Genomic DNA, 19,913 nt, shown 5'->3' on the forward strand with positions numbered 1-19,913 from the left:
GCGCGGGATCGGGGCGTCAGGCGCCGGACGCCCTGCCGGCGTCGTCGGTCTCGGCCGCCCCAGCGGCGTCGGCCGCGCGGCAGTCGGGGCAGGTGCCGAGGAAGGTGACCTCGGCCGCCTCGACGGTGAAGCCGTGATCCTCGCTCGGCACGAGGCAGGGGGCGGCTCCGATCGCGCACTGCACGTCCTCGATGCGACCGCATTCGCGGCACACCATGTGATGGTGGTTGTCGCCGACCCTGGCTTCGTAGCGCGCCGCGCTGCCGCCGGGTTCGATCTTGCGCACCAGGCCGGCCTCGGTGAGCGCTCCGAGCACGCCGTAGACGGCCTGCAGCGAGGTGCCGGGCAGCTCGCTCTTCACCGCCTCGAAGATCTCGGATGCATCGAGGTGCCCGCCGGGGGCGAGCGCCTCGAGGGCTGCGCGCCTCGGGGCCGTCGAGCGCAGGCCCGCGTCGTGCAGGCGCTCGGCCGTGCTCGAGAGGGGTCGCGTCGTGGTCACGCTCCGATTCTAGCGTTGTTTTGAATGAATCAAAAGAACATCTGATGAAGTCCCGTGGGCCGCGCGGGGGTCGGAGGTCCCGCTCAGCCAGCCGACACGCCGCCTTGCTAAGCTGAAGCGTTGTCGCATTCTGGCAACTCTCGGCCGCTCGACCTCCGGGCGGCCCACGTACGGTACAGGAGAGAAGACGTGGCAACAGTCCTCGAGAAGCTCCTTCGCGTAGGCGAGGGACGCACCCTGAAGAAGCTCGAACGGCAAGCCAAGCTCGTCGCGAATCTTGAGGACTCCTTCGCCGATCTCACCGATGAGGAGCTGCGCGGCGAGACCGTCGAGTTCCGCGTCCGCCTCGAGAAGGGCGAGACCCTCGACGACCTCCTGCCCGAGGCCTTCGCCGCCGTGCGCGAGGCGGCCAAGCGCACCATCGGCCTGCGCCCCTTCGACGTGCAGGTCATGGGCGGCGCGAACCTGCACCTCGGCAACATCTCCGAGATGAAGACCGGCGAGGGCAAGACCCTCGTCGCCACCATGCCCGCCTATCTCAACGCCCTCGCCGGCAGGGGCGTGCACATCATCACCGTCAACGACTACCTCGCGAGCTACCAGAGCGAGCTGATGGGGCGCATCTTCCGCGCCCTCGGCATGACCACGGGCTGCATCGTCGCGGGCCAGAACCCCGCCGAGCGCCGCAAGCAGTACGAGGCCGACATCACGTACGGCACGAACAACGAGTTCGGTTTCGACTACCTGCGCGACAACATGGCGGGCAGCGCGAAGGATCGCGTGCAGCGGGGCCACTTCTTCGCCATCATCGACGAGGTCGACTCGATCCTGATCGACGAGGCGCGCACGCCCCTGATCATCTCGGGCCCCGCCTCGGGCGAGGCCAATCGGTGGTTCGCCGACTTCGCGAAGCTCGCCCGCAAGCTGAAGCCCGGCGTCGACTACGAGGTCGACGAGAAGAAGCGCACGATCGGCGTGCTCGAGCCCGGCATCGAGAAGGTCGAGGACTACCTCGGCATCACCAACCTCTACGAGTCGGTGAACACCCCGCTCATCTCCTTCCTCAACAACTCGATCAAGGCCAAGGCCCTGTTCACGCGCGACAAGGACTACGTCGTGCTGAACGGCGAGGTGCTGATCGTCGACGAGCACACCGGCCGCATCCTCGCCGGCCGTCGCTACAACGAGGGCATGCACCAGGCGATCGAGGCGAAGGAGGGCGTGCCGGTCAAGGCCGAGAATCAGATGCTCGCCACCGTCACGCTGCAGAACTACTTCCGCCTCTACGAGAAGCTCTCGGGCATGACCGGCACCGCCGAGACCGAGGCCGGCGAGTTCATGTCGACCTACAAGCTCGGCGTGGTCCCGATCCCGACCAACAAGCCGATGCAGCGCAAGGACCAGTCCGACCTCATCTACAAGAACGAGGAGGCGAAGTTCGCGCAGGTCGTCGAGGACATCGCCGAGCGCCACGAGAAGGGCCAGCCGGTGCTCGTCGGCACCACGAGCGTCGAGAAGAGCGAGTACCTCTCGCGGCTGCTCGCCAAGAAGGGCGTGCGGCACGAGGTGCTGAACGCCAAGAACCACGCGCGGGAGGCCGCGATCATCGCGCAGGCGGGCCGCCTCGGTGCCGTCACCGTCGCGACGAACATGGCGGGCCGCGGCACCGACATCATGCTGGGCGGCAACGCCGAGTTCCTCGCCGTGCAGGAGATGGCGAGCCGCGGGCTCTCCCTTGAGGAGGACCCGCAGGGCTACGAGGCGGAGTGGGACGGCGTCTTCGACGCGGTCAAGGCCGCCGTGGAGGAGGAGGCCGGGAAGGTGCGCGAGGTCGGCGGCCTCTACGTGCTCGGCACCGAGCGCCACGAGTCCCGCCGCATCGACAACCAGCTCCGGGGCCGCTCCGGCCGTCAGGGCGATCCGGGTGAGAGCCGGTTCTACCTGTCGCTCGCCGACGACCTCATGCGCCTCTTCAACTCCGGCGCCGCGGCGGCGCTGATGAACCGCGACAGCTTCCCCGACGACATGGCCATCGAGTCGAAGGTGGTCACCCGGGCGATCCAGAGCGCGCAGAGCCAGGTCGAGACCCGCAACGCCGAGATCCGCAAGAACGTGCTCAAGTACGACGACGTGCTCGACCGCCAGCGCAAGGCGATCTACAGCGACCGCGGTCAGATCCTCGACGGCGAGGACATCGAGGCGCGCGTGCTCACCTTCCGCGAGCAGGCGATCGACGCGATCCTCGACTCGCACGGCACCACGGGCGAGTGGGACTTCGACGCGCTGTGGAGCGACCTCAAGCAGCTCTACCCCGTCGGCATCACCGTCGACGAGATCGTCTCCGAGGCCGGAGGAAAGGGCGTCGACCGCGACTTCCTGCGCCGCGAGGTCCAGTCGGACGCGGCCGTCGCCTACACGAAGCGCGAGGAGACCCTCGGCAGCGAGGCGATGCGCGAGCTTGAGCGGCGCGTCGTGCTCACCACGATCGACCGTCGCTGGCGCGACCACCTCTACGAGATGGAGTACCTGCGCGAGGGCATCGGCCTGCGCGCCATGGCGCAGCGCGATCCCATCATCGAGTACCAGCGCGAGGGCTACCAGCTCTTCGAGGGCATGATGGGGCAGATCAAGGAGGAGTCGATCGGGCTGCTCTACAACCTCGAGGTGCAGGTGCGCCCGGCCGAGGGACCGCAGGATCACGTCCACCTCGAGGGCGGCGGCCTGGAGAAGGAGCAGGGCCCGGACCAGTCCAAGCTGAGCTACACGGCGCCCAGCGAGGACGGCGAGGCCGAGGTGCAGAACCCGGCCGGCTCGGGCACGTCCCCGGCAGCGAAGAACAGCCGGGGGAAGAAGGCCTCCAAGAGCGCTCCGGGTGCCCAGGGCGGCAGGAAGGCGCCCTCGGCGGGGGAGGTCGCCGCCCGCCAGGCCGCCGAAACCCGGAAGGCGGCCGAGCGCAAGGCCGCGCAGCAGGGCAAGAACCCCGAGCGCGGCGCATTCGGACAGTAGCCCCCGCCTTCCCCCACACGCAGGCTGCCCGGCATCGCGCAGCTCGGCACAGCAGAGACCGATGGAGAGACGCATGGCGAACGAGAACAATCCTCGCCCCACCAAGAACGAGCGGCGCAACCAGGCCCGCGAGCAGGCCAGGATCGCCCGCGAGAAGGAGAAGCGCCGCGAGAAGCGCAACCGCCTGTTCATCCAGGGCGGTGTGGTGCTCGGCGTCATCGCCATCCTGGCGGTCGTGGGCGTCGTGCTGATGCAGACCATGAAGCCCGCGGGCCCGGGCCCCCGGAACATGGCGTCGGGCGGCGTCGTCTTCGGCCAGGATCTCCAGGTCGTCGAGGGCCCGGCGCTCGAGTCGGGCGAGGACCGTCAGGCCCCCGAGGTCAACCGCGACGAGTTGCCCCTCGACGTCACGGTGTACGTCGACTACATGTGCCCGGCCTGCGGCAGCTTCGAGCAGAACTTCGGCTCGATGCTCGAGCAGTACGTCGGCAGCGGCGACATCACCCTGCAGGTCTACCCGATCAACTTCCTCGACGGCGCCTCGCTCGGCACCAAGTACTCGACGCGCGCCGCGAACCTCTTCGGCTGCGTCGTTGAGCAGCAGCCCGACGCGGCGTTCGAACTCCACACCCGCCTGCTCAGCGCCGATGTGCAGCCCGCCGAACAGACCGCCGGCCTCACCGACGACGAGCTGCTCGAGCAGGCCGAGCAGGCCGGCGCCGAGCCGACCGGCGAGCTGCGGCAGTGCGTGGCCGACAAGCCGTTCGCCGACTTCGTCGCATCGAACACCAAGGCCGCCACCGAGACCGGCATCGTCGGCCTCGCCGACGGCGCGCAGCTGCTCGACTCGAACGGCCAGCTGCAGGCCGAGGGCGGGCCGCAGCGCCTCGTCTCGACCCCGCTCGTCATCGTCAACGGCGAGCAGTGGAACCCGCAGCGCGACGGCGACCTCGAGACCTACCTGCTCAAGGTGAAGGCCGACGTCGAGAAGGACGCGGCGGCCCAGGAGGAGACTGACAACGTCGAGGAGTCCGAGTAGACTTTCCCGGGTGGCCCGGACGGGCCGCCCCTCGCCGCCTTAGCTCATCCGGTAGAGCAGCGCCCTTGTAAAGCGCAGGTGGTCGGTTCGAGTCCGACAGGCGGCTCCACGAAGAACGCGTCAGCGTGTCGCGCCGGAGCCATCCGGCGCCTCCGGCGGGGCTCCGTCCGGGTCGCCCTCGCCGCCGGCACCGCGGGGCGCGCTGCCGGGCGCACCGCCGGGGGCTGATCCCCCGCCGGGGCCCGATCCTCCGCCGGGCGCCGATCCTCCGCCGCCGGGCGCCGATCCGCCGCCGCCGGCCTCCGTGCGGGTGTCGACGAGCACCGCGAGGCCGACCTCGTAGCCGCTGCTCTCGTCTCCGCTCACCGTCGCCATCTGCAGCTCGCCCCCGTCGTCGCCGAAGACGTTGTCGTTCTCCAGGCTCACTCCCGCGAGGTTCCGGCTGGACTCCGGGTAGTCGCTGCGCCGGTAAACGGCGGAGCAGATCTCCTCGGGCAGCGCGACCTGGGAGGTGGCGATGGCGTTCGCGGAGTCCGTGATGGACGCGAGATCCGGGTAGACCTCGAAGTGGATGTGCGGCCACCGTCCGGAGTAGCAGGCGGGGAAGATCGACGTGAAGGCCACCTTCCCGTCGGCATCGGCGACCTGCACGCCCCGCAGGTAGGTCACGTTCTCCAGGCCCTCGGAGTACATCGAGTAGCCGCCGTCGCGGTCGCACTGCCACACGTACACGGCGACGCCCTCGAAGGGGCGATCCTGCGCCTGGTCCGTGATCTGCAGCGTCAGCGTCATCGGAACGCCTTCGGCGGTCGCGCCGCCGTCGATGCTCGGCCGAATGTCGCTCCGCACGATGCCCGTGTCCTGCAGCACGTTCACGCCGTTGGACCCGTCGCCGGGGTAGGGGCCGGCGGTCTCCTCGGGGATCTCTCCCGCGGCGGCCGCCCGTGCGGAGGCCGTCGAGCCGCTGCTGCACGCCGCGAGGCCGAGGCTCGCGGCGCCGATCCCGAACATCGCGAGCACGCTGCGGCGGCTGAGCAGCGTGGTGACGTCGAAGCGGAGGCCCTGATCGACGACCTCCTCGTCCTGGTGAGCGAGGAGTCGGCCCTCGTAGCGCAGGCCCTCTGGCGTGGACTGGGGTTCGGGGAAGGTCATCGGGTTCTCCTCTGGTCGGTGAGCGTCGCGCTCTTCCCTGACCGTACGGAGCCGAGCTATCGGGAGCCTATGGAATCGCTGGAGCGGCGCCGGGAGCCGCTGCGATCGCGGCGGCGATCTCCCGGATCTCCGCGGTGGCGCGGGAGAGCTCGGCCGCGGCGAGGTCGGCGCCCAGTTCGGGCAGGAGCGACGCCAGGGTCCGCCTCACGCCGATCGTCCGCAGTTCCATGCCGAGCCCACCGCCGAGCGCCAGCCGCAGGGGGCCGAAGACGTGCTCGAAGGCCCCGTCGTCGTCGGTGCCGCCGCGCGCGCTCACCACGATCACCGGCTTGCCCCGCAGCGGCTGCGTCGCCGTGTCGAAGGGCGCGGTGCGGCCCGGCACGTGCAGCAGGTCGAGCCACGTCTTCAGCGTGGACGGCATGCCGTAGTTGTACATGGGCGCACCCACGACGAGCACGTCGGCGGAGATCGCCTCGTCGATGAGGCGATCCTGCAGGGTCGCCGCCGCGCGGGGAATCTCCGCGCCCCCGCGCAGGTGCTCGGGCCAGTGCTGGGCCGCGGTGCGCAGGTGGGGCACCGGATCCTCGTGCAGATCGCGGGCGACCACCGTATGGTCGTCCCCGCGCGCACGCCAGGTCTCGGCGAACGCGCCGGTGAGCATGCGGGTGACGGAGTGCTCTCCGGATGCTGATGAGTCGATGTGCAGCAGAGTCGGCATGGAGCGCCTTTCTCGTGGATCGGTCGGGTGTCTCGTGGATCGGGTCGTGCGGCTGTCCCCGGGCGGGAGCCTCAGGTTCTTGCGATGTCGGGTCGTGCGATGTCGGGTCGTGCGATGTCGGGTCGTGCGATGTCGGGTCGTGCGGATCGGCCGGCGGCGGTTCGCCGCGGCGCCCCCTTCACTATCCCGCACTCGGCGACCTTCGAGGGAGTCCGGGCGGTGGAATTGCCCTCGCGCCGTCGCGCCTTTCGTGCCTCGGGGCCGTCCTCGAGGCCGACCGCCCCCGAGCCTCTCGGAATTCCGGCGCCGTACGCCGTGACAGGCCTCCGCATGGCCTAGGGTTGTCAGGTGGCGAACGCGAGAACGAGCATTCCGGTGTGGGCGGCGCTGCTCGGCTCCGGCCTGGCGGGCATGCTGGTCGGCGTGCAGTCGCGGGCCAACGGCGGACTGAGCCAGCAGATCGGTGACGGCTATCTGGCGGCGGTGGTCTCGTTCGGCTCGGGGCTCCTGCTGCTCTCGATCCTGACGCTCTGCTCGCCGGCCGCGCGCGCGGGGCTCGGCCGGCTGCGCGAGGAGGTGCGCAGCGGCGGCTATCCCGTCTGGGGCCTGCTGGGCGGCACCTGTGGGGCGTTCTTCGTGCTGAGCCAGGGGCTCGTGGCGTCGGTTATCGGCCTCGCGCTGTTCACGGTGGGCATCGTCGCGGGCCAGGTGCTCGGAGGCCTCGTGATGGACCGGATCGGGTTGGGCCCGGGCGGTCGGGTCAACCCGACGCCGCAGCGGATCGTCGGCACCGTGCTCGCCGTCGTGGCCGTGGCGATCGCCGTCTCCGCGGACATCGGCGGAGGAAACGCCGTTTGGCTCGCGGTCGTCCCGCTGGTCGCGGGCGTCGGCATGGCGTGGCAGTCGGCGGTCAACGGTCTGGTCAGGGCTGCCGCCCGGAGTGCGATCGCCGCGACGTTCGTGAACTTCGTCGTCGGCACGGCCCTGCTGGCGGTGCTCGCCGGCGTCTCGATCGCGATCCGCGGCTGGCCGGCCGCGTGGCCGGCGTCTCCCTGGCTCTACATCGGCGGTCTGCTGGGAGTGCTCTTCATCGCCCTGGCGACGATCCTCGTGCGCACGGCGGGCGTGCTGCTGCTCAGCATGTCGAACGTCGCCGGGCAGCTGATCGCGGCGGTGCTGCTCGAGGCCGGCCTGCCGCTCGCGGGCGGGGTGACCGTCGGGCTGCTCATCGGCGCCGCCGTCGCCTTGGCCGCCGTCGTGATCGCCGCGATCCCGGGGCGCCCGAGCCCGCGGCGGCCGTCGTCGGAGTAGATCGGAGCGAAGCGATCAGAGCGAGCTGAGATGCTCGGCAGGATCCAGAGGCCTCCGCGGCTTGTCGCGCTGCTGCCCCTCGGCGATCCCGCCGATGTAGAGCCACCCCATGAGCTCCTCGTTCTTCGCGAGCCGGTGGGCTCTGCGCAGGGGCGCCGACCGTGCGAGGACGCCCGTGCGCCACATGGAGCCCCAGCCGGCCTCGTGCAGCAGCAGGCCGAGGTAGTGGGCGACGCCGGCCGCGACGGCCTCCTGCTCCCAGCGCGGAACCTTCTCGCTCTCGCGCTCGCACACGACGACGGCGAGCACGAGCGGGGCGCGCTGCGCCTTCCCGAGGTACCGCTCCTCGCCCTCGGGGGTCGTCTCTCCCGCGGCCTCGGCGAGGGCCTCGCCCAGGATCCGCCTCCGGTCACCCCGGATCTCGATGAGGCGCCACGGCCGCAGGCCGGAGTGATCGGCGACGGCGGACATGGCGGAGACGAGTTCGGCGAGCTCGGCGCTGCTCGGAGCCTGCTCGGTCACCCTGGAGTGCGAGCGGCGACCGCGGAGGGTCTCGAGGGTCGCGCGACGGGCTTCGGAAGCGGGTTGCGGCGCTGCCGGGGCGCCGGTCGCTCGGGTCACTCGGCGTCGCCTTCGGGTGCGGTGCGCTCGGGCGCCGTGCGCTCGGGCGCGGCGCGCTCAGCGCCCTGCGGTGCGTCGTCCTCGGGAGCCGCGCCCTCGTCGAAGGCGAGTGCGACCGAGTTCATGCAGTAGCGGTTGCCGGTGGGCGTGCCGAAGCCGTCGGGGAAGACGTGGCCGAGGTGGGATCCGCAGGCGGCGCACCGCACCTCCGTGCGCACCATGCCCAGGCTGCGATCCTCGATGTACTCGACCGCCTCGGGGCGCACGCTCTCGTAGAAGCTCGGCCAGCCGCATCCGGAGTCGAACTTGGTGCCGGCGACGAACAGCTCGTTGCCGCAGGCTCGGCAGCGGTAGAGGCCGTCGCGATCCTCGTGGAGGAGTTCGCCGGTGCCCGCGCGCTCGGTTCCGGCCTGCCTGAGGACGGCGTACTCCTCGGGGCTGAGCTTCGCCCGCCACTCGCTGTCGCTCAGCTGGACCTCGTAGTCGGCGTCTGCGTCGATCGGCTTGCTCACGGGAACCTCCTCGTCGCGGGATGTGACGCCGACAGTCTACGCCCGCGATCCGTCCCCACCCCGCACCCGTCTCGCCCCCACCCGCGCAACTGCGCTCGACAGTAGATGTCCTGGATCCTCGATCTTTGAGCATCTACTGCCGAGCGGAGGCTGGAGGAGAGGGCTGCGGCGTCGAGGGGCTCGCGGGTGCACGCGCCCCGGGATCCGCGTGAATACGCCGGCGGACACGGCTCGGGAAACTCCGGACTTGCATCATCAGACGATATTCATCAGACTAGAAGGCGGTAACTGAGGTATGCCTTACCTCAGTTCGATCCGATGAGGGGTCCGGGAGCGCGCTGCGAGGCACGAACCGGGCCCTTCGAACGCTCGACAAGGAGTGCGAATCGCATGTCTGCACACAGGGGTTTCCGCGGAGCGCTCTCCGCGTTGCTCGCCTCGGCGCTGGTAGTGGGCGGCGCGCTGCTCACGGCCCCCGCCGCGTCTGCCGAGGAGGCCGCTCCCGGCGACCAGACGGTGCAGACCGTACCGGAGACCCAGGCTCCGGCCGAGGCGCCCGCCGAGCCGACTCAGCCCGAAGCCCCGGGCGCTCCGGAGCAGCCCGCGGCCCCCGAAGCCCCGAGCACTCCGGAGGCGCCCGCCGCAGAGAGCCCCGCTGAGGCGCCCGCCGCAGAGAGCCCCGCTGAGGCGCCCGCGGTGGAGAGTCCCGCGGCGCCCGAGGACGCCTCGACGGAGCCGGCGCTGACGGTGTCGCCGTCGTCGGGTCTGTCGGATGGTGACACGGTGACGGTGCGCGGCACGGGGTACAACCCTGCTCAGGCGATCTACGTGACGACGTGCATGGATGTTCCGCTCGAGGAGGTCGACTTCGCGTTCATCAACAACGGCTGCGCTGATGGGGCGAAGCTCGTGTGGCAGCACGGGTCGGGTCGTGGTCTCGAGTTCGCGGCGGATGGTTCGTTCGAGGTCGAGATGGCCGTGACGGAGCGTGCGGGTTCGACGGCGATGTACACGATCGCGAATCACACCGCGATGCAGGATCGTTCCCAGGACGCGAAGGCGCCACTCGAGTTCAAGGCTGCCGAGCCGGCCGGCCCTCAGGGCACCGCGACCGTCTCCGCGGCGACGGAGAACAGCCTGACGGTCTCCGCTTCGCTGACCGGGGTCGATCCGGCTTCCCAGCCGAACGGCGTGCACGTCGGGGTGGTGCTGCGCGGCACGGCGGACGGTGCGACGCAGAGCGACTTCCTCGGGGCGACCGCATCGGTGAAGAGCGTGCCCGAAAGCGGCGAGTTCGACGCCGAGGTGACGATCCCCGGTGAGCAGCTGGATCGATCGCAGCAGTACGAGGTCGTCGTGTGGCCGCGACGCTCCAACCCCTCGGCGGCGAACATCGTGAAGGTGCTCGAGTTCGAGGTGACCGAGGCGCAGTGGGACGCGGTGTTCCCGCCCGCCGCTCCGCAGGCGACGGTGACCGCCGACGTCGCGAGTGCGGCGGAGGGCGAGCTGAGCATCGCGGCCAAGGCCGAGGGCGTGACGCTGCGCACCGACGGTACCCAGGTTCCGGACACCGGCAAGCCGGACGCCGGTGTCTACTTCTCGGTGATCGAGAAGGGGACGTCGGACGAACTGGCCGCCGGAGGGCAGGGGCTCAAGGCCGCCTTCGTCTGGAAGGGCATGATGAACGGCGATGTCGCGGAAGCGACGATCGAGCTCGAGGCGGCCCAGCTCGACCGGACCAAGGAGTACGAGGTCTACTCCTGGCGGGCGCACGGGAACATGACCCCCGAGCGGCTGCTCGGCAGTTCAGCCCTCGAGATCACGGAAGAGCAGTGGGATGCGGTGTTCCCGCCCGCGCCGGCCGGCGAGGCCAAGGTGCTCGGGGCGTCCGAGGCGGGGCTCTCGCTGACCGCGAACCTGACCGGACTGGACCCCGAGAAGCTGCCGAACGGCGTGTACGTCGGGCTGATCGAGGCGGGCAGCGCCGAGTCGGCGACGATCGACACGATCCTCGGCACGAAGTGGGTGCGCTCGATCCCGAGCGATGGCGCGGTCAGCCAGGCGCTCACGGTGGGCGCGGACCAGCTGGATCGTGCGAAGCAGTACGAGGTGCTGGTGTGGAAGGGGCACACGAATCCGGGTGCCGATACGAACGTGCTGGTGCTGCCGCTGGAGGTGACCGAGGCGCAGTGGGACGACGTGTTCCCGCCGCAGCCCGCCGGCCCGAGGGGCGAGGCAGAGGTGACCGCAGCTACCGCCGCCGGGCTCTCGCTCACGGCGAAGCTGACGGGTCTGGATCCCGCAGAGCTGCCGCAGGGGGCCTACGTCGGGCTGATCGAGGCGGGCACGGCGGAGTCCGCGACGACCGATACCATCCGGGGCACGATGTGGATCCGCACGATCCCCGCCGAGGGCGAGGTCAACCCGGCGCTGACGGTGCCCGCGGACCAGCTGGACCGCACGAAGCAGTACGAGGTGCTGGTGTGGAAGGGGCACACGAACCCGAGCGCCGAGACCAACATCCTGGTGCTGCCGCTCCAGGTCTCGGAGAAGCACTGGGACGCGATCTTCGGTCCCGTGGATCCGGACAAGACCCACATCTCGGCGCGCATCGCGAAGGTGGAGCCCGGGAAGCACATCACGGTGGGCATCGAGGGCACGAACCTGCCCGCCGACGCCAAGAACGCCTACGTCGCGATCATCGAGGAGGGCACAGCGGGCGAGCTCGTCGACCAGGAGACCGCCGACTACGTCGCGATGGAGCCCTTCGCCGAGGTGCGGGCGGGCAAGCTCAAGATGAACCTGAACGCTCCGGCCGCGAAGCTGGTCGAGGGCAAGCGGTACGAGGTCCTCGTCTGGAAGCAGCACTCCGTGGCGACCCCGCAGAACATCTACGGCTCCGCGGCGCTCGGCATCACCCAGACCGACTGGGACAAGCTGTTCTCGCGCGAGGTCGTCAAGCCGCAGCCCAAGCCCACGCCCCGTCCCGCCGTCACCGGCGGTGCCGAGCAGGCGGGCTCCCTGACCTGGGGCGTCTCGTCCCGATTCGCCGCGTACGTCACCGGACCGATCGCGAAGGGGACCGTCAGCACCTCCGGCGTCGGCGGGGGCCCGGGCGGGTACGTCTTCCCCCAGGCGACCGGGGGCTCCTGGAACAAGACCAGCCAGACGGGGTCCGTGCGCTACTCGGGCGTCGTGACCTTCACGGGTCACAAGGGCCAGCTCAACGAGGTCTACGCCAACCCCGTCATCACGGTGACGAGCGCGTCCAGCGGCACGATCTCGGCCGGCGGTCACTCCTACGGCCTGAACCTCGCCGCGGGTTCCAAGTCCGTCGGGCCGAACGGCGAGGTCACCTGGAGCGGCGTCCCCGTGCAGGGCGCCATCAGCGGCGGCGGCAACGGCGGCGGAGGATCGCTGCCCATCGATCCGATCAGCTTCACCGTCGGGGCGGCGAGCGGAGCCAGCTACGGCTCCACGAGCGTCGGCGCCGAGACGAAGAAGCGCACCGCAGCCGAGACCCCGCCGGCGACCACCGGCATCCGGGTGATCACGCCCGCGGAGGACATCGTGCCCGGCGGCGAGATCGAGTTCGAGGCCTCGGGCTTCGAGTCGAAGGAGCGCGATGTGCTCGTGGTGCTCTACTCCGATCCCGTGGTGCTCGACGACGCGGCCGGTGCGAACGCGAACGGCGTGGTGCGCTGGATCGGCAACCTCCCCGAGGACACTGAGCTCGGCGAGCACACGATCACCCTGCAGGGCAGCGTCGACGCCGGCGCCGTGATCGAGGTCGTCGAACCCGAGGAGGAGAAGGACGCGACCGGGTCGAAGGAACGGGTCGCCGCGCTCGACGCGGAGAGCCTCGGCGAGTCGGCTCCGCAGAGCGCCGGCGTCGCCGAGGGCGCACCCGGCTGGCTGTGGTGGGCCGGCGCGATCGCCCTGCTCGCGGTGGCCGGGGCCATGAGCGGCCTGGTCGTCGTGCAGCGCCGCAACAACTCGTAGTCTGTTCCGGGGCCGGCTCTCGGGCCGGCCCCGGCCGCGGCCCTCTCCGGGGCAGGCGGGGAGGATCCCGAACACGGGACGCCGAACCGCCGCTCGACCAGTCGGATATCCCGGGCCGGTCGGATGCGAACAGCCCCCGAACTGCAGCATCGATACCGCTCGACAGCGAGACAAAGGACATCACCGTGACATTCCGCCCCCTCAACCGTGCAGCACGAACGGGCGCCCTGCTCGGCGCCGCGATCCTCGGCGGCGGGCTGCTGCTGGCCCCCGCGACGGCGCAGGCGGCGCCCCTGGTGGCTGAGGAGACGACAAGCGCCGACTGCACCGTGACGAGCTCCGAACTGCGCTGGGGTGTGAAGGAGAGCTTCCGCTCGTACATCAGCGGCAGCATCGCGAACGGCGAGTGGACTACCGACAACGGTGCGGGCTACGAGACTCCCGAGTTCATCTGGAGCACCGACGCCGGCGAACTCTCGAGCGACCTCGAATCGGGCACCATCTCCTTCACCGGCGGGGTGCACTTCACCGGGCACGGCGGCGCGCTCGCCATGGACCTCGCCAACCCCTCGATCCAGTTCGAGGGGGATGCCGCGTACCTGCTGCTCGACTTCGGGGCCACCGACACCGCGCAGGAGGGGGCGCCCGCCTCCTCTCAGCTGCGAGCGGCGAAGATCGAACTCGGCGAGGCGCTCTCGACCGAGGGGGACGCCCTCACCATCTCGGGCGCGACGACGCGGCTCACGTCGGAGGGGGCGGCGGCCTTCAACGGCGACTACGGTGACTACGCCGCAGGCGACGAGATGGACCCGGTCAGCCTCACCGCCGCGGTCAGCGGATGCGAGCTCGGCGCCGTCGAGATCGCGGCTCCGGCGGAGCCCGACGAGGAGGAGCCCGCACCCGCGCCGGCCGAACCGGTCGCGCAGCAGCAGGTCCCGTGGATCCCCATCATCGTGGGCGGGGTCGCGATCCTCGTCATCGGCGTCACCGCCGGCATGCTGATCGCGGGTCGCGGCAAGGGCAAGAGCGCCGGCGCGGGCGCTCCCGACGGGGCGGCAGCGTCGCAGGATCCCGAGCAGACCCCCGGCGGCTAGCTCGACGCGCAACCGACGGGCGCGCAGTTGACAGACGCCCCCGACGGACGCCACCGGCGAGACGCACCTGGCGAGGCGCCGTCGGAGCGGGATCCGGAGCGGATCCGGAGCGGGATCGGTATGGCGAGCGTTCAGAGCGCGCGCAGGGGAAGCACGATCCCCTTGCCGGTGAGCGGGTGGAGGATCACCTCGACCGGCGTGCGGTAGACCTCCGACACGATCTCCGCCGTGAGCACCCGATCCGGCGCGTCGCACGCCACCACCGCTCCATCCCGCAGCAGCGCGATCCGATCGGCGTACGCCGCGGCGAGGTTGAGATCGTGCAGCACGATCAGCACGGCGTCGCCCGCGAGCGCGCGATCCCGGGCGAGACCGAGGACGGCCTCCTGGTGACCGAGGTCCAGCGCCGCGGTCGGCTCGTCGAGCATGAGCACGCCCGTGCGGCCGGCCATGACACGGGCGAACGCGGTGCGGGCGCGCTCGCCACCCGAGAGCGATGGCACGCGGCGGTTGCCGAGGTGCGCGACGTCGGCGGCGTGGATCGACTCGGCGATCGCCTCGTTGTCCTCGTCCTCGCGCGGGGTGCGGCGCCAGGGCGCCCGGCCCATCTCGACCACCTGGTGCACCGTGAACGGGAAGAGCAGCTGGTTGTCCTGCAGCAGCACGCTGCGCCGCCGCGAGAGCTCGATGAGCGACCAGTCGGAGATCTCGCGCCCGAAGAACCGCACCGATCCGTCGTCGGGGGCCACATCCCCCGAGAGCAGGCTGAGCAGCGTCGACTTGCCGGCGCCGTTGGGCCCGAGCAGTGCGAGCACCTCGCCGGCGCGCACCTCCAGCGAGACGTCGTCGAGCAGCGCCCGGCCGCCGCGCACCACGCGCACCGACTCGGCGGCGCAGACGACCTCCCCGGCGGCGGCTCGCGAGGGCAGGATGATCTGACGGGCGGCCATCAGCCCCACCCCCCGCTGCGCTTGCGGGTGCGCCGCAGCAGCCAGAAGAAGAACGGCCCGCCGACGAGCGAGGTCAGCATGCCGATCGGCATGTCCGCCATCGGCACGATCGTGCGCGCGGAGAGATCGGCGAGCGTGAGCAGGAGCGCCCCGCCCAGCGCCGAGGCCGTGACGAGCGGTAGATGCGCGGGGCCCAGGATCATGCGCATGAGGTGCGGGATCACGAGGCCGACGAAGGCGATGATGCCCGCGAACGCGACCGATGCGCCCACCAGCAGGGCGACCAGCACGATCACGCAGATCCTGAGAGCCTCGACGTTGACGCCGAGGTGACGGGCGTTCCGCTCGCCGAGCGAGAGCAGGTCGAGCTTGCGGGCGACGACGTAGGAGACGACGAGGCCCAGGGCGATCACCGGCGTCACCACGAGCACCTGCGACCAGCGGCTCCCCGCGATGCTGCCAAGCTGCCAGAACACGATCTGCTCGCGGGACTGCGTGTCGCCGAGGAAGGTGAGCAGGGCGATCGCGGCGCCGGCGACCGCGTTCACGGCGATACCGGTGAGCACGAGGGTGACGACCTCGGTCTTCCCCTCCGCGCGGCTCATGCCGTAGACGATGAGCGTGGCGCCGAGGCCCGCCGCGAAGGCGAACACAGCCGTCGTCCACTCCCCGAAGACGGTGAGGCCGAACACGATGCACAGGCCGGCGCCCACGGCCGCGCCCGACGAGACCCCGATCACGCCCGGCTCGGCGAGCGGGTTGCCGAAGATCGCCTGCATGAGCAGACCGGAGACCGCGAGTCCCGCTCCGACGAGCGCCGCCATGGCGACCCGCGGGAAGCGGATCGCCCAGAGCGTCTGGTCGCCGGTCGGGTGGGAGGGCAGCGGCAGCCAGTCGAGCCCCACCCGGTGCAGCAGCGATCCGAGCACCTCCTGCGGCGGGATCGCGAGCTGCCCGGTGCCGGCCGAGGCGAGGAGGGCCACGACGAGTGCGATCGAGAGCGCCGTGAAGAGCGCAACCGCAGTCGCGGTGTGCCGCGAGGACGCGGCCTGGCTGCGAGATGTCATACGCGCTGAAGCTGCTTTCTGAGCGATGCGTCGCCGAATGGGGCGGGTGCTGGAGGAACGCGTTCGGGTTCCTCATACCTATCTTAGGGTAGGCTAACCAGGTCTTGCCGAACACGTCCCGAAGGGTTCATATGCCGCGCTCTCGTACCGCTCGCGGGCTCAGGGCCGCGACCCTCGCGATCGTCGCCCTCCTCGGTCTCGGGCTGACGGCCTGCCAGACCGGCGCGGCGGTGCAGGGCGAGGCGGCGGACGCGCCCGTCCAGCTCCCGCCGCTCTCCGAGATCACGCCAGCCGAGGATCCGACCGCCCTCGAGGGCCCCACGACGGCCGTCATCGGCGGTCCCACCATGGAGCCGGTGGCCGACGGACCCGAGCCGGATCTCCCCGTGACCGTGGTCTCCCACGACAAGTCGGGCGACACGGAGATCGAGGTCACCGACACCTCCCGGGTGCTCGCGCTCTCCCTGAGCGGATCGCTGGCCGAGCTGGTCCACGCGTACGGGCTCAGCGACACCCTCGTGGGGCGGGACGTCTCCACGAACCTGCCAGGCCTCGAGGAGCTGCCCGTGGTGACCCGCGACGGGCACTCCATCGACGCCGAGAGCGTCCTCGGGCTGAACCCGAGCCTGATCCTCACCGACGGATCCATCGGGCCGATCGACGTGGTCCTGCAGCTGCGCGACGCCGGCATCCCCGTCGTGATGGTGACGCGCGCCGTGGACCCGGAGACGACGTACCAGACCGCGCGGGAGATCGCCGCCGCGCTCGGCGTCGCTCCGCTGGGGGAGGAGCTCGTGACGGAGCTCACCCAGGCGATCGCCGACAAGGAGGAGGAGATCGCGGAGCTGGTGCCCGCCGACGAGGCGAAGCGGCCCCGGGTCGCATTCCTCTACGTCCGCGGCACCGGGATCTTCTACCTCTTCGGGGAGGGGAGCGGGATCGACAGCCTGATCCGCTCCATCGGGGCGGTCGACGTGGCCCGGGAGATCGGATGGGTCGGCGAGAAGCCGATGACCGACGAAGCCCTCATCGCGACGGATCCCGATGTGATCCTGGTGATGACCAAGGGACTCGAGAGTGCGGGCGGGGTCGACGGCCTGCTCGCGGCCCAGCCCAGCATCGGACTGACCTCGGCGGGCGAGAAGCGCCGCATCATCGACGTCGACGACACCCTGCTGTTCGCGGGAGGCACCCGGATCCCCGACGTGATGGACGGCCTCGCGCGCGCGATCTACGCGCCAGACTCGCTGTAGACGGCGGAGATGTCGCCCGCCGGGCGCCGCGCGGCGCCCGGCCGGCACTCACGATGATGCCAGCGACCGCATGTAGTCTGGTCTGCGGTTATGCCGCCCGCGATACGCGGGCAGCCCCAGCGAGAACCCGGAGGAGAAGAGCGTGGTGCAAGGACAGGACGACGCCGACGCGCGTCGCGGCTCGCACCAGGACTACCCGGAGGATCGCTTCGACCGCCCCACCGCTGGCGGTCGAGTCGGCGCGCACCGCTTCGCCGCCAGGCAGCGGTACGTCTGGCAGTACCTCGTCGCGGCCGCGGTGGGCTTCGTGCTGCTGACGGGCCTCGGCATCATCGGCGTGCAGAGCCTCGGCGGCGATCGCGTGGATCACCTCTCCGACGGGCGGCCCTCGGCGCCCGCGTCCGAGGAGGTGGAGGCCGTGCTCGACCCCGCGGCGACCGTCGCGGTGTTCAACGGCACCGAGATCCCGAACCTCGCCGCCGGCGTCGACGGCGTCATCACGGCGAACGGGTGGGGGCAGATCGTGCTCTCCGACAACGCGGCGGCCTCGGACGTCGACATCTCCGCCGTGTTCTACGCCGCGCCCGAGGACGAGGCCGCCGCGGAGGGCCTCGCCGCCGAGCTCGGGGGCCTCTCCACCTACGAGGCGCCGCCGGAGTACGGGGAGTACGGGGCCCGCCTCGTGGTGCTGCTCGGCGCCGACTACCAGGGCCCGGGCATCGCGGAGGCGGAGCAGATGACCCAGGAGGGGCAGAGCGAGGCTCCGCCCACGGAGGAGGCGCTGCCCGAGGAGGGGCAGACGCCCGAGGAGAATACCCTGCCCGAGGGCGGCGAGGCGCCCGTGCAGTAGCCGGCGGCATCCCGGCCGCGGACGCGCATGATCCGGCCGTCGCCCGCTGTTCGCTGAGCGCGAGCATCCCCGCTTGCACTCCCCGTGCGTGAGTGCCAAGATTGTCTTAGCACTCCGAATGGGTGAGTGCCAAGACATTCAGTGCTTCGGTGTCCCGAACGGGTCACCACCACGAGCGTCCGGGAGGGACGATACATGGCAAAGATCATTGCGTTTGATGAGGAAGCGCGTCGCGGCCTTGAGCGGGGTCTGAACACCCTCGCTGACGCCGTCAAGGTGACCCTCGGCCCGCGCGGCCGCAACGTCGTGCTGGAGAAGAAGTGGGGCGCTCCCACGATCACCAACGACGGTGTGTCCATCGCCAAGGAGATCGAGCTCGACGAGCCCTACGAGAAGATCGGTGCGGAGCTCGTCAAGGAGGTCGCCAAGAAGACCGACGACGTCGCGGGCGACGGCACCACCACCGCCACCGTTCTCGCCCAGGCGCTCGTGCGCGAGGGCCTGCGCAACGTCGCCGCCGGCACCGACCCCATCTCCCTGAAGAAGGGCATCGAGAAGGCCGTCGCCGCTGTCTCGGCGAAGCTGCTCGAGAACGCCAAGGAGGTCGAGACCACCGACCAGATCGCCGCCACCGCTTCGATCTCGGCCGCCGACGAGCAGATCGGCGCGCTGATCGCCGAGGCCATCGACAAGGTCGGCAAGGAGGGCGTCGTCACCGTCGAGGAGTCGAACACCTTCGGCACCGAGCTCGAGCTGACCGAGGGCATGCGCTTCGACAAGGGCTACCTGTCGGCGTACTTCGTCACCGACGCCGACCGCCAGGAGGTCGTCTTCGAGGATCCCTACATCCTCACCGTCAACAGCAAGGTCTCGAACATCAAGGACCTGCTCCCCATCGTCGATCCGGTGATCCAGTCGGGCAAGCAGCTCCTCATCATCGCCGAGGACGTCGAGGGCGAGGCGCTCGCGACGCTCGTGCTCAACAAGATCCGCGGCATCTTCAAGTCGGCCGCCGTCAAGGCCCCCGGCTTCGGCGACCGCCGCAAGGCCATGCTCCAGGACATCGCGATCCTCACCGGCGGCCAGGTCATCTCCGAGGAGGTCGGTCTCAAGCTCGAGAACGCCACCCTCGACATGCTCGGCACCGCGCGCAAGGTCATCATCACCAAGGATGAGACCACCATCGTCCAGGGCGGCGGCGAGGAAGAGGCGATCCAGGGCCGCGTGGCCCAGATCCGCCGCGAGATCGAGAACACCGACAGCGACTACGATCGCGAGAAGCTGCAGGAGCGTCTCGCGAAGCTCGCCGGCGGCGTCGCCGTCATCAAGGCCGGCGCGGCCACCGAGGTCGAGCTCAAGGAGCGCAAGCACCGCATCGAGGACGCCGTCCGCAACGCGAAGGCCGCTGTCGACGAGGGCGTGCTGCCCGGCGGCGGTGTCGCGCTGATCCAGGCCGGCAAGGACGTCTTCGCCTCGCTCGAACTCTCGGGCGACGAGGCCGTGGGCGCGAAGATCGTCGAGACCGCCATCGAGGCTCCGCTGCGCCAGATCGCGCTCAACGCCGGCCTCGAGCCCGGCGTCGTCGCCGATCGCGTGGCGAACCTGCCCGTCGGCCACGGCCTGAACGCCGCGACCGGCGAGTACGGCGACCTGGTCGCGCAGGGCATCCTCGACCCGGCCAAGGTGACCCGTTCGGCCCTGCAGAACGCGGGCTCGATCGCCGGTCTCTTCCTCACCACCGAGGCCGTCATCGCAGACAAGCCCGAGCCGGCTGCCCCCGCGGCTGCCGATCCGGGCGCGGGCATGGACTTCTAAGAGTCCGTACTCGAGCGGGGGTCG

15 protein-coding genes and 1 tRNA gene are annotated in these 19,913 nt (G+C 70.8%); 9 read left to right on the top strand and 7 right to left on the bottom strand.

The genetic code is table 11. The annotated features are described in order from the left end of the window. Positions 1-16 precede the first annotated feature (16 nt). Positions 17-499 (bottom strand): Fur family transcriptional regulator, encoded by a 483-nt coding sequence (locus JD276_RS01465; RefSeq protein ID WP_200113033.1) that lies wholly within the window; start codon positions 497-499, stop codon positions 17-19. Between the two features lie 189 nt (positions 500-688). Between JD276_RS01465 and secA the strand changes: the two genes are divergently transcribed. The 3 genes from secA (at position 689) to JD276_RS01480 (ending at position 4,653) form a co-directional block, all read left to right on the top strand. Continuing rightward, a complete protein-coding gene (gene secA, locus JD276_RS01470) occupies positions 689-3,505 on the top strand; it encodes a preprotein translocase subunit SecA (protein WP_200113035.1) in 2,817 nt (938 codons plus the stop codon). 73 nt (positions 3,506-3,578) lie between these two features. Then, the gene (locus tag JD276_RS01475; RefSeq protein WP_200113037.1) at positions 3,579-4,544 is read left to right on the top strand and encodes a DsbA family protein; all 966 of its coding nucleotides are present in this window, start codon (positions 3,579-3,581) and stop codon (positions 4,542-4,544) included. A 33-nt stretch (positions 4,545-4,577) separates the two neighbouring features. Continuing rightward, positions 4,578-4,653: transfer RNA gene (locus JD276_RS01480), tRNA-Thr, on the top strand. Between the two features lie 11 nt (positions 4,654-4,664). On the opposite strand, the gene JD276_RS01485 is transcribed toward JD276_RS01480, so the two are convergent. Both JD276_RS01485 and JD276_RS01490 read right to left on the bottom strand, forming a co-directional pair. Then, entirely contained in the window at positions 4,665-5,696 is a 1,032-nt protein-coding gene (locus tag JD276_RS01485) for an intradiol ring-cleavage dioxygenase (RefSeq protein ID WP_200113039.1), read from the bottom strand. Between the two features lie 67 nt (positions 5,697-5,763). Further along, entirely contained in the window at positions 5,764-6,414 is a 651-nt protein-coding gene (locus JD276_RS01490) for an FMN-dependent NADH-azoreductase (RefSeq protein WP_200113041.1), read from the bottom strand. Positions 6,415-6,762: 348 nt separating this feature from the next. Here JD276_RS01490 and JD276_RS01495 point away from each other — a divergent pair, with 348 nt between their 5' ends. Further along, on the top strand, positions 6,763-7,725 hold the full coding sequence (locus JD276_RS01495; RefSeq protein ID WP_307866384.1) for a DMT family transporter: 963 nt from the start codon (positions 6,763-6,765) through the stop codon (positions 7,723-7,725). Positions 7,726-7,740: 15 nt separating this feature from the next. Here the strand turns inward: JD276_RS01495 and JD276_RS01500 are convergent, their stop codons facing one another. Further along, positions 7,741-8,346, bottom strand: coding sequence for a nitroreductase family protein (locus JD276_RS01500; RefSeq protein ID WP_200113043.1), 606 nt, complete (start codon positions 8,344-8,346; stop codon positions 7,741-7,743). Next, positions 8,343-8,858, bottom strand: coding sequence for a peptide-methionine (R)-S-oxide reductase MsrB (msrB, locus tag JD276_RS01505; protein WP_200113045.1), 516 nt, complete (start codon positions 8,856-8,858; stop codon positions 8,343-8,345). The genes JD276_RS01500 and msrB overlap by 4 nt, the downstream gene beginning before the upstream one ends. Before the next feature lie 390 nt (positions 8,859-9,248). Between msrB and JD276_RS01510 the strand changes: the two genes are divergently transcribed. Continuing rightward, the gene (locus JD276_RS01510) at positions 9,249-12,860 is read left to right on the top strand and encodes an HtaA domain-containing protein (RefSeq protein ID WP_200113047.1); all 3,612 of its coding nucleotides are present in this window, start codon (positions 9,249-9,251) and stop codon (positions 12,858-12,860) included. A 185-nt stretch (positions 12,861-13,045) separates the two neighbouring features. Then, positions 13,046-13,954: an HtaA domain-containing protein gene (locus JD276_RS01515; RefSeq protein WP_307866385.1), complete on the top strand. Its 909-nt coding sequence runs from the start codon at positions 13,046-13,048 to the stop codon at positions 13,952-13,954. Positions 13,955-14,085: 131 nt separating this feature from the next. Here the strand turns inward: JD276_RS01515 and JD276_RS01520 are convergent, their stop codons facing one another. Continuing rightward, positions 14,086-14,904, bottom strand: a complete 819-nt coding sequence (locus JD276_RS01520) for a heme ABC transporter ATP-binding protein (protein WP_200113062.1) — start codon at positions 14,902-14,904, stop codon at positions 14,086-14,088. Beyond that, a complete protein-coding gene (locus JD276_RS01525) occupies positions 14,904-15,971 on the bottom strand; it encodes a FecCD family ABC transporter permease (protein ID WP_200113064.1) in 1,068 nt (355 codons plus the stop codon). The genes JD276_RS01520 and JD276_RS01525 overlap by 1 nt, the downstream gene beginning before the upstream one ends. A gap of 131 nt (positions 15,972-16,102) precedes the next feature. Here JD276_RS01525 and JD276_RS01530 point away from each other — a divergent pair, with 131 nt between their 5' ends. From JD276_RS01530 to groL, 3 genes are all read left to right on the top strand, one after another. Beyond that, the gene (locus tag JD276_RS01530; RefSeq protein WP_200113066.1) at positions 16,103-17,224 is read left to right on the top strand and encodes a heme/hemin ABC transporter substrate-binding protein; all 1,122 of its coding nucleotides are present in this window, start codon (positions 16,103-16,105) and stop codon (positions 17,222-17,224) included. Between the two features lie 142 nt (positions 17,225-17,366). After that, on the top strand, positions 17,367-18,074 hold the full coding sequence (locus JD276_RS01535) for a LytR C-terminal domain-containing protein (RefSeq protein ID WP_200113068.1): 708 nt from the start codon (positions 17,367-17,369) through the stop codon (positions 18,072-18,074). A 195-nt stretch (positions 18,075-18,269) separates the two neighbouring features. Continuing rightward, positions 18,270-19,889, top strand: coding sequence for a chaperonin GroEL (groL, locus tag JD276_RS01540; RefSeq protein WP_200113070.1), 1,620 nt, complete (start codon positions 18,270-18,272; stop codon positions 19,887-19,889). Positions 19,890-19,913 lie beyond the last annotated feature (24 nt).

The organism is Leucobacter chromiisoli (assembly GCF_016522505.1).
In the GTDB taxonomy this organism is placed as follows: Bacteria; Actinomycetota; Actinomycetes; order Actinomycetales; family Microbacteriaceae; genus Leucobacter; species Leucobacter chromiisoli.